This is a genomic window from Pseudomonas sp. TUM25319 (assembly GCF_056388475.1).
On sequence record NZ_CM150751.1, the window covers coordinates 4,056,926 to 4,071,830 of the forward strand.

Annotated in this window: 9 protein-coding genes; 6 read left to right on the forward strand and 3 right to left on the reverse strand. The window is 63.8% G+C overall.

Annotation, left to right across the window (positions count from 1 at the left end; all coding sequences use genetic code 11):
* The first annotated feature begins 11 nt into the window (after positions 1–11).
* A complete protein-coding gene (locus tag AC05QJ_RS18730) occupies positions 12–677 on the forward strand; it encodes a response regulator (RefSeq protein WP_476742781.1) in 666 nt (221 codons plus the stop codon).
* A gap of 535 nt (positions 678–1,212) precedes the next feature.
* Positions 1,213–2,289, forward strand: a complete 1,077-nt coding sequence (locus AC05QJ_RS18735; RefSeq protein ID WP_476742782.1) for a 3-deoxy-7-phosphoheptulonate synthase — start codon at positions 1,213–1,215, stop codon at positions 2,287–2,289.
* Positions 2,290–2,488: 199 nt separating this feature from the next.
* Here AC05QJ_RS18735 and AC05QJ_RS18740 read toward each other — a convergent pair whose 3' ends face one another.
* From AC05QJ_RS18740 to AC05QJ_RS18750, 3 genes are all read right to left on the reverse strand, one after another.
* Positions 2,489–5,707, reverse strand: a complete 3,219-nt coding sequence (locus tag AC05QJ_RS18740; protein WP_476742783.1) for a hypothetical protein — start codon at positions 5,705–5,707, stop codon at positions 2,489–2,491.
* Between the two features lie 253 nt (positions 5,708–5,960).
* Entirely contained in the window at positions 5,961–8,924 is a 2,964-nt protein-coding gene (locus AC05QJ_RS18745; protein ID WP_476742784.1) for a hypothetical protein, read from the reverse strand.
* A gap of 144 nt (positions 8,925–9,068) precedes the next feature.
* Positions 9,069–10,400, reverse strand: coding sequence for a hypothetical protein (locus tag AC05QJ_RS18750; RefSeq protein WP_476742785.1), 1,332 nt, complete (start codon positions 10,398–10,400; stop codon positions 9,069–9,071).
* Positions 10,401–10,622: 222 nt separating this feature from the next.
* Between AC05QJ_RS18750 and AC05QJ_RS18755 the strand changes: the two genes are divergently transcribed.
* Genes AC05QJ_RS18755 through AC05QJ_RS18770 form a run of 4 tightly spaced genes read left to right on the forward strand, consistent with a single transcriptional unit; the run spans position 10,623 to position 14,880 of the window.
* A complete protein-coding gene (locus tag AC05QJ_RS18755; RefSeq protein WP_476742786.1) occupies positions 10,623–10,904 on the forward strand; it encodes a peptidylprolyl isomerase in 282 nt (93 codons plus the stop codon).
* A gap of 60 nt (positions 10,905–10,964) precedes the next feature.
* Positions 10,965–12,809 carry an extracellular solute-binding protein gene (locus AC05QJ_RS18760; protein WP_476742787.1) on the forward strand — a complete coding sequence of 615 codons (1,845 nt, stop codon included), beginning with the start codon at positions 10,965–10,967 and terminating at the stop codon, positions 12,807–12,809.
* Positions 12,806–13,858: a microcin C ABC transporter permease YejB gene (locus AC05QJ_RS18765; protein ID WP_476742788.1), complete on the forward strand. Its 1,053-nt coding sequence runs from the start codon at positions 12,806–12,808 to the stop codon at positions 13,856–13,858. The genes AC05QJ_RS18760 and AC05QJ_RS18765 overlap by 4 nt, the downstream gene beginning before the upstream one ends.
* Positions 13,858–14,880, forward strand: coding sequence for an ABC transporter permease (locus AC05QJ_RS18770; protein WP_476742789.1), 1,023 nt, complete (start codon positions 13,858–13,860; stop codon positions 14,878–14,880). The genes AC05QJ_RS18765 and AC05QJ_RS18770 overlap by 1 nt, the downstream gene beginning before the upstream one ends.
* Positions 14,881–14,905: the final 25 nt, after the last annotated feature.

Consider the following 14,905-nt stretch of genomic DNA (forward strand, 5'->3'; position numbering starts at 1 on the left):
GGTGCAAAGCCATGTACAAGATTCTGATCGCCGACGACCACCCGCTGTTTCGCGAAGCCATTCACAACGTCATCAGCGACGGGTTTCCCGGCAGCGAGGTGATGGAAACCGCCGATCTCGACAGTGCCCTGGCCCTGACCGGCGAGAACGACGACCTTGATCTGATCCTGCTCGACCTGAACATGCCCGGCATGCACGGCCTGGGCGGGCTGATCAACCTGCGCAACGAGGCACCGACCATCCCGGTGGTGATCGTCTCGGCCGAGCAGGACAAGCAAGTGGTGCTGCAGGCCATCACCTACGGCGCGGTGGGTTTCATCACCAAGTCGTCGCCGCGCTCGCAGATGACCGAGGCCATCGAGCAGATCCTCAACGGCAACGTCTACCTGCCGCCCGATATCATCCGCACCCAGAAGAGCGGCAGCCGCCGCAGCCAGAGCGAGCCCCAGGGCTTTGCCCCCGAGCTGCTGCAGGCCCTGACCCGCAAGCAATTGCTGGTGCTGGAGCGCATGACCAAGGGCGAATCGAACAAGCAGATCGCCTACAACCTCGACATCGCCGAAACCACGGTCAAGGCCCACGTCTCGGCGATCCTGCGCAAGCTCAACGTGCACAACCGCGTGCAGGCCATTCTCAGCGCCGGGGACATCGACTTCACCGCCTACCTGCGACGTTAGTTTGATTAATCGTTACGATTGAAATTAATCGTTGAAACACGCAGTTACGCTGAAGTAAGCTCGAACGCATTCAACCGGAGCACACCATGCAAAACCGCCCTCACAACCACGTACAGCACAACGGTCGCCCAGCGCGCTCCGTGGTGTCCGTGGCTGCCTGCGGGACTGCTGCTCCAGCCGCGTTTTATTTTGGGTATTGGTTTAGCCACAGGCGCCGCTGATACCCCCACCGGCGCCCACTCACAGGGCCGCCGAACACGAGAACTCTCGAACCCCCGGACGGCCCAGCCCTCCGGGGGTTTTGTTTTTGGGCCCGAACACACTGACATCCATGAGGAATCGACACATGAACAACGCCACTTATTACCGCTACCAACGCTCTGCCTGGCGATTTAGCCACTGCCGCTCGGGCCAGCCAGCCGCCTCCGACCGGTGCCTTGCAGGTGGCAACCCAACACATACAAGTATCTGTCGAACACAGCGATAGGGCCGAAGGCGCGGGACAGCACCCGCCTTCCGCCCAGGGAATCCGAACATGCAAGCGACCAGCCAAGCCCTGCCCCTGACCCACACCGCCGCGGCCAACACCTCCGTCAGCCAGCGTCTGCCAAGCCCCGTGCAACTCAAGCAGCAGTTGCCCCTTTCCACCGCCCTCGCCGCCCAGGTCGAGCGCCACCGCCAGGCGGTGAAGCACATTCTCGACGGCACCGACCCGCGCCTGCTGGTGATCGTCGGCCCCTGCTCCCTCCACGACCCACGCTCGGCCCTGGAATACGCCGATCGCCTGGCCGCGCTGGCCAAGCAGGTCGGCGACCAGTTGCTGCTGGTGATGCGCGCCTACGTGGAAAAGCCGCGGACCACCGTCGGCTGGAAAGGCCTGGCCTACGACCCGCACCTGGACGGCAGCGACGACATGCACGGCGGCCTGCGCCTCTCCCGTGAACTGATGCTGGGCATGATCGAGCGCGGCCTGCCGGTGGCCACCGAACTGCTGCAACCCATGGCCGCCGGCTACTTCGACGACCTGCTGAGCTGGGCCGCCATCGGCGCACGTACCACCGAGTCGCAGATCCACCGCGAGATGGTCAGCGGCCTCGGCCTGCCGGTGGGCTTCAAGAACGGCACCGACGGCGGCGTCGGCATCGCCTGCGACGCGATCCGCAGCGCGGCCCACCCGCACCGTCATTTCGGCCTCGACGCCCTGGGTCATCCGGCCATTGTCGAGACCCTTGGCAACCCGGACACGCACCTGGTGCTGCGCGGCGGGCACTCGGGGCCGAACTTCGATGCCGCGAGTGTCGGGCAGGCTCGCCAGGGCCTGGTCAAGGCCGGCGTTTCGCCGCGGATCATGGTCGATTGCAGCCATGCCAACAGTGGCAAGGATCCGCTCAAACAGCCGGCGGTGCTGGACGATGTGCTGCGCCAGCGCCTGGACGGCGACTGCGCACTGGTGGGGGTGATGATCGAGAGCCATCTGTTCGATGGCTGCCAGAGCCTGGGCAAGGGCACGCTGAAATACGGCGTGTCGATCACCGATGGCTGCCTGGGCTGGGAAAGCACGGAGGCGATGCTGCTGAAAGCGGCACGCCTCAATGCACGGGTTGATAGGTAGAGACGACGCTTGCTGCCGCGCGCTCCTGCAACATCGGGTTGCAGGAGCGCCGGGGGCAGTCAGACCTCGAATTCAAATCGGGTGTAATGCATGAAGTCGCCTGACCTGACTTCTATCTTCGCCACCTGCTTCCCGGCCGGTGCCGGGAAGGTTTTCGTCACCAGGCTATTAACCGGCGCAGACATATCTATCGTTCCTATCAAAGCGCCCTTGTCGTCATAGAAGTTAGCAGCCCCCCAAGGCTATGGTCCCACATGATCTGAATGTTCACCTTGCTTGCTTGCTGTTTGGGCGTGAAGCGGACACTGAAGTGCTGTTGAGTAGCGCCGTGCCAAAGGGCAAAGCCCCTTCCATTAGGGAAGTTTTGCCGGGTCGTCAGTACGTATCTTCCGGTGAGCACATCAACCTTCATTACCGCCGTCTCGAACCCAGAAGGGAAGGTTCCGCCAGGCCCATACGATCCCAATGGAACGCTCAGGAAATTCTCCACCAACAATTGCGTCTCCGTCCTGACCGTCACCTTGCGCCGTGGGAACGGAGTCGCCCCCGCCTCGCTCTGGTCACCCTTGAGCGCAACTTTCAGTTCCACCTGCAACTCGCTCCGGTTAAGCAGCTTCATCAGTTCGCTTCGCAGCAGCACCACATTCAGGCCGGTGCTGACTTCTGCTTCGGTGACGGTCTCGCCCAGCGCCAGGTCGATGGTATAGGCGCTGCCGTTCTTCAGCTTGCCGTACGCACGCAACCAGTAATGCTGCCCGCTCGCGATCAACGGCCAGGCCTCCACGGTCACCCGCGCATTCCCGCTGAGCCCGAGCACATCCAGTTGCCCGCTGCTGGCTTGTGGAATCACCGGCGTCGGCAGGTCCTTGACCGGTACTTCCAGCACGCTCAGGGTCAACTCGGGCGATGCCTTCGGCACGCCGTTGCGGCTGCGGGTGTAATGCACCCTGACCTGCCGCCCTTCGTTGGCCCAGACCACGGACGGCGGCACCACGACGTCGATGTACCCCAGGCTACTGCCGGCGCGCGGTTCACTTTCGTGGCTGCCTTCCTGATCCGCCCCTACCCAATGCACCACCACCACATCCGCCGCCGTCATGTCGGCGTAGCTGACGCGTACCGTGGCACCGTCCGAAGTATCCAGCGGATCGAGGGTGCCACCTGTGGCCTCCAGAACCGCGGGCGCGATCAACGGCGCCTCCTCCACCAGGGTGACGTTCAGCAGGGTTTCCGGAGAGGTGCGCACTGGCCGACCCGGTCTTGCCAACCGATAGAACACGGTGACCGCTCCGGCATCACCCTCCCCGGCACTGGCCTCCACCACCGCCGGCGGCACGATGAACTCCACCAGGCCATCCGCGCTGCCGGCTTGTGGCAGGCTTTCATACCTTGCCTCATCAGTCGTGCCCTGCCAGAACAGCGTCAGCACATCACCGGGCGCCATGTCCGTGTAGCTCACCCACACCTTGGCGCCGTTGGGTACCTTCGCGGGGTCCAGAATGCCGTCCACCGCGTCCGGCACCACCGGCGCGATCAGCGGCGCTTCCTCTTCCTGCTCCTTGCCGATCTTCAGGTGCAGGCTGCGGGAATGGCGCGTCGGCTGGCCCGGCTCTTCCACCCGGTACCACACCTCCACCTCACCCTCGGCATTTTCCCGCAACTGCTCCTGGTCGATAGGGAACAGCACCGGCCGGCCGGCCGAGAACTCGTTGATCGACATATAGTCGGTCACACTACCGCCCAGGGTGGCACGCCACTCGAAGTGCACGTCCTGCCCGGCACGCATGTTGGGGTACGGCGCGATCACCACGTTCACGCCGTTGGGCAGCAGGTTCGGGTCGAGCCAGCCATCGACCGCCGCCGGGTTCACAGTGGGCGCCGGCAGTGCGTTCTGCGCTTCGCCCACCTGCAGGTGCTCGCGCTCGGATTTCAGCGGTGCCTCCAGGCCAGTGCGGAGGATTTCGTAGGAGACCTCCAGCCGCCCGCCATCGAGTGGCTTGATGTAGCTGCCGGGCACGGAGAAGCGCATCGGGCTGCCCCCGCCATTGGCACTGACCTGCCGCTCGGCCGTGTGCAGCAGCGGGCTGCCGCTGGCCTGGGTGCCCAGCCAGGTCATCGTCACCCAGTCCCCGGATTGCAACGCTGCGCCGGGCACCACCACCGTGGCAAGAGGCAGCTCGGGATCGAGGCTGCCACCCACCGCTTCGCTGACCGTGGGCTTGGGCAGTTTCTGTTCCACACCGATAAAGGTGACGAACGCGCGCTTGGAGGTGACGTCGCTGCCATCGCTGCGGCTGACCTTGTACGACGCCACGCCGCGGCCATGGCCCAGGCCGCGGACATCGGCATTGGGCACCTCGAAACTCAGCACCGTCGGGACCCGCGGCACATTCTGCGGCTCGGAGGTGTAGTGGATTTCCTCACCCTGGGCGGTGGTGCCGACCCAGGTCAGCGTCACGCTGTCACCTACGGCGATGCCGCCATTGCGGATCACCATCACATCGACAAACAGGTCGTCATCACCGAGTTTGTCCAGGTCGATCACATCGTACGGATCGGCAGCGTCGTCGGGGTTGACGATCAGCGGCGCGTCCGGCCGGTTACCCTCGACCTCCACGATGACATGGCTGCGAAGCGACCAGTCGCTGGACTGATTGTGCACCTCGTCCATCACCCGGTAGACCAGCACCAGTTCATCGCTGTCGCCGGCCTTGAGAATGATGGCTTCCGGCACGGTGATCTCCACCGCCTGCCCCACCTCGTCGGTCTTCACCTGATAGGTCACGAATTCGCCGCCCCAGCTCAGGGTGATGCGGTCGTATTCGCGCATGTTGGGGTACGGCGCAATGCTCACCTTGACGCCGTTGCGGGCCGCCTCCTCGTCGATGATGCCGCCGGGCGGCAGGTCCGGCACGGGTGGGGCCAGGTTCTGGTGGCCGGGCCGGTCCGGCTCGGGATCGGTGCCGCCGGGCTGGGCCAGTCGCACCAGCACATTCACCACCAGCGAAAGCTCCTTGTTGCCGCTGCCTGCGCGGGTCACGCTGTAGTGCGCCTTGTGCACACCTTCGGGGACCTTGCTGGCGGCGATGAACAGGGCGAAGTTGTCGTCGATATGCTCCTCCAGCACCTGGTCCGACGCCACCGGCACCGCGTCGTCGCCGAAGTACACATCGATCCAGTCACCGACGCGCATGTTGCTGTAGGACTGGACCAGTACCAGCAGGCCATCGGCGTGCTGGTGCAAGGCGTTGTAATTGAGCCCGCCATCGGCGCCCGGGGTCTGCACCGGCGTGATCAGGGCCGGAATGTACAAGGGGTCGAGGGCCAGGCTGTCGCCCGAACGGGCGCGGATCTGCTGGCTGAACAGGGTCATCCGGTGAAGCAGACTCCTGGGGTCGAGGGGTTCCTGGATGGTCATGACGGGGGCTCTCCGCTAGCGGTTGGGAACAACGATTCAGATGGGACGAGGAATCATTGAAGAGCCGTGGGGGAAAGTGCACAACTGACAAAAATATCAGGTGCCAGGCTGGAAGCGAGCGGAGCGGAGGTGAAAGGACGCAACCGTAGGCTGTGCTGAGGAGATATAGGGGAAACCAGGAAAATGTGGTGCATGCAGAGCATCGATAAAATGGCCCCGGCCATTGGAAATGGGCGGGGCCGATCTTCAGAGGTTAAAGCTCAAAAATGCAGTTTTGCATCCATGTATTACCCGCCGCATTGATCGCCTCTATCCTGGAAATAAAAGCACCATTTTTCGCTTTAAACTCAAGATCCAAGTGTGTTTGCGGGCCCGCTGGCACACTCCTCCTTCCGAGCTCAGCACCCTGTGCATTGTAAAATATGTAAGTAGCCATATAGCCCGAATTTCGGAAAGTAGTGAAATTCACGCGTCGACACTGAAACTTCAAATCAAGCCGAATAGCTTTGTGCCCTGCCAGATAGTATGGCCCCAAAATACCCTCCCCCTGCACATCCAAAACCGTAACTTCCATCGTATCGATGTCTAGAAGTTCCCCATAGTAAATTCGCTTATCTTCGTATTTATCAAAATTCTCAATAATCAGTTTATGCTCTGACCGAACAGGAACGCTCAGAATCGGGAACCGTGAAGCCGCACTTTCCTGATCGCCACCATTGATCGCTACTTTCAGCTCGACTTTCAGCTCGCTGTAGTTGCGCAACAGCAGCAAATCACTTCGTGGCAGGAATACCTTCAGCCCCGCTGCGACTTCCGCCGACGCCACTGCTTCGGCTACCGCCAGCTCGACGGTGTGGGCTCCCCCCTCCTTGTCCGTGCCATATGCGCGCAACCAGTAGCGCTGACCGGCGCTAATCCCCGGCCACGGTTCGACGGTGATTTCTGCATCGCCATTGAAGTCATGGAGATCGAGCAACCCTTCCTTGACTTGCGGAATGACAGGCGTCGGCAAACCTTCCGGCGGGATTTCCATGACCACCAGTTTCAGGGCCTCTGAAAGCCGGTTCTGACCTTTACGAACTCGCGCGTAAAACACCTGTACGCCATGACCATCACTGGCTTGCAGCACCTCCGCCGGCACGGGGAAGTCCACGTAACCTTGGGTGCTGCCCGGTTGTGGCTGGCTTACGTAAAGAGGCTCCTCTTCGCCAACAAGCCCCCAGGCAATGGCCAGTTCGTCGCTTGGCACCATGTCCGCATAACTCACCCGCACCGTCGCGCCCTTCAACGGATCGAGCAGCCCATCCACCGCCTCCAGCACCACCGGCGCAATCAGCGGTGCATCCTCTTCCTCCTCCTGACCGATCTTCAGGTGCAGGCCCTGCGAGCGTCGCGTCGGCTGGCCCGGCTCTTCCACCCGGTACCACACCTCGACCTCGCCCTCGGCATTGTCCTTCAGTTGCTCCTGCTCGATGCGGAACAGCACCGGCTTGCCCGCCGAGAACTCATTGAGCTGCATGAAATCGGTAAAATGGCCTCCCACCGTGGCCCGCCATTCCAGATGTACGGTCTGCCCGGAGCGCATATTGGCGTACGGCGCGATCACCACGTCCACACCATTGGGCAGTTGGTCCGGATCAAGCCAGCCGTCACTGGCTGCCGGGTTCACGCCGGGCGCTGGCAGCGCATGCTGCGCTTCGCCGACCTGCAGGTGCTCGCGCTCGGACTTCAGCGGTGCGTCCAGACCGGGGCGGCGGATGTCGTAGTAGACCTCCAGCCGGCCACCGTCCAGCGGCTTGATGGCATTGGCCTGGACGATGAAGGTCAAGGGCTTGCCGGTTCCGCTCCCACTGACCTGACGCTCCTCGGTGTGCAGCAGCGGACTGCCACTGGCCTGGGTGCCTAGCCAGGTCATCGTTACCCAGTCTCCGGATTGCAGCGCTGCGCCGGGGACCACCACGGCGGCCTGGGGCAAGTCGGGGTCGAGGTTGCCTCCTACGGCTTGGGTGACCGTAGGCTTGGGCAGTTGCTGCTCCACACCAATGAAACTGGCGAAGGCGCGCTTGGAGGTGGCGTCGCTACCATCGCTCCGGTTGACCTTGTACGACGCCACGCCGCGGCCATGGCCCAGTCCGCGGACATCGGCATTGGGCACTTCGAAACTCAGCACTGTGGGGACCCGCAGGACGCTCTGCGGCTCGGAGGTGTAGCTGATCTCCTGCCCCTGGGCCGTGGTGCCGACCCAGGTCAGCGTCACGCTGTCGCCCACCGCGATGCCGCCATCGCGAATCACCATCACATCGACAGGCAGATCGGCATCGCCGAGCTTGTCCAGGTCGATCACATCGTACGGATCGGCATTGTCGTCAGGGTTGACGATCAGCGGCGCATCCGGGCGGCTGCCGTCAACCTCTACCATCACATGGCTGCGCGGTGACCAGTCGCTGGACTGATTGTGCACCTCGTCCATCACCCGGTAGACCAGCACCAGTTCGTCACTGTCGCCGGCCTTGAGAATCACCGCTTCAGGCACGGTGATTTCCACGGCCTGCCCCACCTCGGCGGCCTTCACCGCGTGCGTAATCAGTTCCCCACCCCAGCTCAGGGTGATGCGATCGTATTCGCGCATGTTGGGGTACGGCGCAATGCTCACCTTGACCCCGTTGCGGGCTGCCTCCTCGTCGATGATGCCGCTGGGCGGAAGTTCCGGCGCTGGCGGAGCAAGGTTCTGATGACCCGGCAGATCCGGCTCGGGGTCGGTGCCACCGGGTTGGGCGCGGCGTACCAGCACCTGCATCGCCAGCGACCACTCCTTGTTGCCACTGCCGGAGCGGGTCACGCTGTAGTGCACCTTGTGCACACCTTCCGGAATCTTTCCGGCGTTGACGAACAAGGCGAAGCTGGCGCCGATATGTTCCTCCAGAACCAGCCCCGACGCAGCCGAGGCCGAATCGTCCCCCCAATAGACATCGACCCAGTCACCGGCGCGCATGTTGCTGTAGGACTGCACCAGCACCAGCAGGCCATCGGCGTGCTGATTCAAGGCGGCGTTATTGAGCCCACCATCGGCACCCGGCGTCTGCACGGGCGTGATCAGGGCCGGAATGTACAAGGGATCAAGCGCCAGGCTGTCGCCCGAGCGGGCGCGGATCTGCTGGCTGAGCAAGGTGATCCGGTGAAGCAGACTGCCGGACTCGAGGGGTTCCTGGATGGTCATGACGGGCTCTCCGCTAGCAAGTGGGAACAACGACTCAGGTGGAACGAGGAGTCATTGAAGAGCCGCGCGGGGAACTGCACAACTGACAAAAATATCAGGTACCCGCCGGCAACAGAGGCTGCAGCACCCACCGGCACCGACCTGTCACGGTATGTGCTGGTCTTGCGGGTTGTAGGTGAACACCCTGCCATCCGTGGCGTCCGGGTGAACCTCCAGCACCGGGATGTAGCGCTGGTCGGTAAGAACGTAATCCTCCTGAAAGACTCTCGCGCCATCGAGACCATTTCCATTTTTGTGGTTCGGCATGAAGACAAAGGCTTCGAGAGGAAGATCGCGACCGGCGTTCGGCCGCCAAGCCGCCAGAATCACCTCGTTCCAGCCGTAGGGGTCGACGGACTTGTTGGCATTGCGCACCTCGATCGAGAGCTGGAAGTCGTCCGCACTGTTGTCGAAGTAACAACTGCTGATGGGTTTCGAAGCGTAAGCCGCGGCCCATGCCTGGGGCGTGCGGATGTTCAGGCTCGCGCAGGAAGGCCGGAAGGTGCAGATATCCGCCTGGCCACCCGTGTGAGCATCGAACGGGAACGCGCAACGCAAGGTGAGTGGCTCAGGCACGGGGTAACTCTGCTCACGCATGACAAAGCCCTGGGGCTTGTAGATGGCGGTGTGCAAGTCGGCACGGAAATAGTGAAAGGACACGCCGTTGCCATTGATCGATGCAGGGCTGGGGTTCCATGCATGGAAGTCACCCACGTCGGTGGTACGCAGCAGAACACCATTGCAGAAGTACGCAGCCTGACCACCTGTGCAGGTTGTCCCGGTTCTGGCGAACCGAACGTTGAGCCGGTCAGCCACCTGATAGCCGTTGTACAACTGTTCCTTCTGGCTGAAGCCGAAACCGCCCTGGGCGGTAAAGCGCACCAAAGGCAGCCAGTCGCCCGTGGCATCGAAGTAGTCCCGTTGTCCGCGCTGGGCCAGCAGCAGGCTGTCGGGCTGGTCGATGTCGTAGTAGAGCGCCTGAACCGCCAATTGCTGCGGTGAGTCCTGCGGCCAGTTGCGGACCCGCAGTTCTCCGTCGACCACCTCGCCGTCATTCTCCACGTCATAGGGTTTTCCCAGGCCCAGGGCGCTGAAGCCGTCGTACAGGACGTAGCCCACGGCGCCAGGCGGGGCGGCGCCGTCCAGATCGGCACGCAAGAAGCGAAATCGCTCCGAACCCCGCTCACCGGCTTCAGCGCTGTGGTTCCAGAAGGGGCGCGGATGCGTCTGGTCCGTGGGCAGCAGCAGGACACCGCTGCAGTGATGGACGGGCTTGTCGCCCACGCAGCGCTGGGGCGTCGCGGCCAACCGTTGATTGAGCAGTTGCGCGGTCTGCGGCCCCGACAGCCCCCAGCTTGCGCAGGCGAAGAAGAAAGACAGCAAGACAACGCCTATCGTCGACAGGCAATGGCTCACCAACGATTCCCGACGGCTCATGCCGCTTCCTCCCTGTGGTTCCCTGTCACCCGATCGCGTGTCCGGCGCCATTCGATGCCCGCCCTGGCCCGCTCACGGCATGGACGCATCTTGGAGAGAGTGAAAGCTGCCGCGCAACTGACAAAAATGCCAGGTCGGCTTCCTGCGGTCCTACGGATTCGAAGGAGAATTCAGCGGCCAATTGCGGTAGTCTCTGGCTTTTACCAACAGGAGTACCACCCCATGGCCCGAGCCACCGCCCGTCACATCCTCGTCAGCAGCATCGAGAAGTGCAACGAACTGAAAGCTCAGATCGAAGCCGGCGCCGATTTCGCGGACGTTGCCAAAGCCAACTCCACCTGCCCGTCCAGCCGCCAGGGCGGTGACCTGGGTTCCTTTGGCCCGGGCCAGATGGTCCGTGAATTCGACACCGTGGTGTTCAGCGCGCCGCTGAACGTGGTGCAAGGTCCGGTGAAGACCCAGTTCGGTTATCACCTGCTGGAAGTGACCAGCCGCCAGGACTGATCGGTCTTGCGTCGCTTCAGGGGACCGCTTTGCGGTCCTTCGCGGCTCCCACAGGGGTGGTTGCGCAAGCTGATCCTTGCCGGGACGTGCCTGCTCGCCACGGCCTTCAGCCTGACGGCCCAGGCCGCCCCTTCCCACGCCCTCACCGTCTACGGCGAAGCCCCGCGCTATTCCGCCGGTTTCACTCATTTCGACTACACCAACCCTGACGCCCCCAAGGGCGGCAGCCTGCGCCGCTCGGCCATCGAGATCGGCCAGTTCGACCATATCCTGCCGTACATCGACAAAGGCATCGGCGTCAGCGAGATCGATGGCTGGGTCTACTCACCGCTGGCGGTGCGCTCGCAGGACGAGCCCTACACCGTCTATGGCCTGGTGGCCCGACGCATGGAACGGGCCGACGACGGCCTGTGGCTGCGCTTCTACCTCGATCCCAAGGCGACCTTCGCCGACGGCAAGCCGATCCGCGCCGAAGACGTGCGCTTCACCTACGACCTGCTACTGCGCGAAGGCAACCTGAAGTACCGCACCCAGTTCGCCGACGTCGCCGACGTGGTGGTGGAATCCCCCAGCCAGGTGCGCTTCGATTTCAAGACCAGCCAGAACCGCGCCCTCGCCCTGGACCTCGCCTCGCTGCCGGTCTTGCCGGAGCACTGGTGGCGCGGCCGCGACTTCGCCAACGGCGGCGGTTTCGAGGCGCCGCTGGGCAGCGGCCCGTACCGCGTGGCGCGGATCGACAACGGCCGCAGTATCACCTTCGAACGCAACCGCGACTGGTGGGGCAAGGACCTGCCGGTCAACCGCGGCCGCTACAACTTCGACCAGTTGCGCATCGAGTATTTCGGCGACACCGACGTCGCCCGCCAGGTACTGCGCGGCGGCGGCTACGACTACAACCGCGAGTTTTCCGCCACCGGCTACACCATCGGCTACAACGGCCCGGCGCTGGACGACGGCCGCCTGCAGCGCGCCCACCTGGCCAGGGACATGGCCCAGAGCGCCCAGGGCTACGTGTTCAACCTGGAGCGGCCGATGTTCCAGGACCGCCGCGTGCGCCAGGCGCTGGCCCTGCTGTGGGACTTCGAATGGAGCAACCGGCGGATGATGCGCGATATGTACATCCGCCAGCAGAGCTATTTCGCCAACAGCCCGCTGGCCGCCCGCGAGCTGCCGGATGCCGAAGAGCTCAAGCTGCTCGAACCGCTGCGCGGCCAGGTGCCCGACGAAGTCTTCAGCCAGGTGTTCGAAGCGCCGAAGACCGATGGCTCCGGCCTGATCCGCGACAAGCAGTTGCAGGCCCTCGCCCTGCTGCAAGAGGCCGGCTGGCACCCGGATGGCGATCGCCTGGTGAATGATAAAGGCGAGCCGCTGAGCTTCGTCTTCCTCAACGGCCAGAACGGCATGGAGCGCCTGCTGCTGCCGTGGAAGCGCACCCTGGCACAGATCGGCATCGACATGCAGATCCGCCGGGTCGATGCCGCCCAGTACGTCAACCGCCTGATGGCCCGCGACTACGACATGATCGTCACCGGCTACCCGGTGTCACCCTCGCCTGGGCTGGAGCTGTACAGCTACTTCGGTTCGGCAGCGGCCAACGACCCCGGCTCGAACAACTTCATGGTGCTCAAGAGCCCGGTGGTGGACGGCCTGATCGACGGCCTGGTGCGCGCCCGCACCCAGGCCGACATGCAGCGCCACGCCCATGCGCTGGACCGGGTGCTGCAATGGAACTACTACTGGATTCCCAACTACTACCCGCCGGGCACCTCCAGCGTGTGGTGGAACCGCTTCGGCCTGCCGAAGATCCCGGCGGCCAATGATCCCGCGCTGGACACCTGGTGGGAGATCAGCCCGACCCCGCTCACCGACGCCCAGATGGCTGAACGCACGAGAGCAGCGAAATGACCGCCTACATCCTGCGGCGCCTGCTGCTGATCATCCCGACCTTGCTGGTGATCCTGCTGGTGAACTTCGTTATCGTCCAGGCCGCTCCCGGCGGGCCGGTGGAACAGGCCGTGGCACGCCTGCAGGGCATTGGCGGCGGCGCACCGGGGGCCTCATCGGTGCACGTGGATTCCCGCGCCAGCCGCGGACTCGACCCGGCGTTGCTGGAAACCATCAAGAAACAGTACGGCTTCGACAAGTCGGCGCCGGAACGGCTGTGGCTGATGCTCGGCAACTACGCCCGGCTCGACTTCGGCGAGAGCTTTTTCCGTGGTGCCAGGGTCACCGACCTGATCCTCGACAAGATGCCGGTGACCCTGTCGCTGGGCTTCTGGGCGACGCTGATCACCTATCTGGTGTCGATCCCGCTGGGCATCCGCAAGGCGGTGCGCCACGGCAGCGCCTTCGATGCCTGGAGCAGCAGCCTGATCGTGATTGGTTATGCCTTGCCGGCGTTTCTCTTCGCCCTGCTGCTGATCGTGCTGTTCGCCGGCGGCACCTCGCTGAACTGGTTCCCCGTGCGTGGGCTGGTCTCGGAAAATTTCGCCGAACTGAGCCTGATCGGCAAGGTCGCCGACTACTTCTGGCACCTGGTGCTGCCGGTGGGCGCGCTGGTGATCGGCGGCTTCGCCACCCTGACCCTGCTGACCAAGAACGCCTTCCTCAATGAAATCACCCGCCAGTACGTGGTCACTGCCCGGGCCAAGGGCCTGACCGAACGCCGGGTGCTGTACGGCCATGTGTTCCGCAACGCCATCCTGCTGGTGGTGGCGGGGATTCCCCAGGCGCTGATCACTGTGTTCTTCGCCGGCTCCCTGATGATCGAAGTGATCTTCTCCCTCGATGGCCTCGGGCGCATGAGCTACGACGCGGCGGTGAGCCGCGACTACCCGGTGGTGTTCGGTTCGCTGTTCATCTTCACCCTGTTCGGCCTGCTGATCCGCCTGGTGGGCGACATCTGCTACACCCTGGTCGATCCGCGTATCGACTTCGCCACGAGGGCGCACTGATGATTCATCTGTCGCCCCTGTCGCGCCGCCGCCTGCAGAACTTCCGTCGCAACCGTCGCGGCTGGTGGTCGCTGTGGATCTTCGCCGCGCTGCTGGCCCTGAGCCTCGGCGCCGAACTGATCGCCAACGACAAACCGCTGGTGGTCAGCCACCAGGGCAGCCTGTATTTCCCGGCGTTCAAGCGATACACCGAACAGCAGTTCGGCGGCCAGTTGCCGTTCCAGCCGGACTACCGCAGCCAGTACGTGCGCGAGCTGATCGAGGGCCAGGGCGGCTGGATGCTGTTCCCGCCGGTGCCGTTCAGTGCCGACACGCCCAACTACGACCTGCAGGTGCCGGCGCCCAGCCCGCCCAGCGCGAGCAATTGGCTGGGCACCGACGACCAGGGCCGCGACGTGCTGGCGCGGGTGCTGTACGGCACGCGTATCTCGATCCTGTTCGCCCTGGCGCTGACCACCATCAGCACGCTGATCGGCGTCACCGCCGGCGCGCTGCAGGGTTATCACGGCGGCTGGATCGACCTGCTCGGCCAGCGCTTGCTGGAGGTGTGGTCGGGGTTGCCGGTGCTGTACCTGCTGATCATCCTCAGCGGCTTTGTCGAGCCGAACTTCTGGTGGCTGCTGGGAATCATGGCGCTGTTTTCCTGGCTGGCGCTGGTGGACGTGGTCCGCGCCGAGTTCCTGCGCGGACGCAACCTGGAATACGTACAGGCCGCCCGAGCCATGGGCCTGCCGGACCGCCTGGTGATCGTGCGGCACATCCTGCCCAACGCCATGAACGCCACCCTCACCTACCTGCCGTTCATCCTCACCGGCGCCATTTCCACCCTCACCGCCCTGGACTTCCTCGGCTTCGGCATGCCCGCCGGCAGCGCGTCGCTGGGCGAACTGGTCAACCAGGGCAAGCAGAACCTGCAAGCACCGTGGCTGGGCTTTACCGCATTCTTCGCCCTGGCGCTGATCCTCACCCTGCTGGTGTTCATCGGCGATGCGCTGCGCGAAGCTTTCGACCCACGCGCCTGATCCCTTCTTTGTGACGGAACGCCCC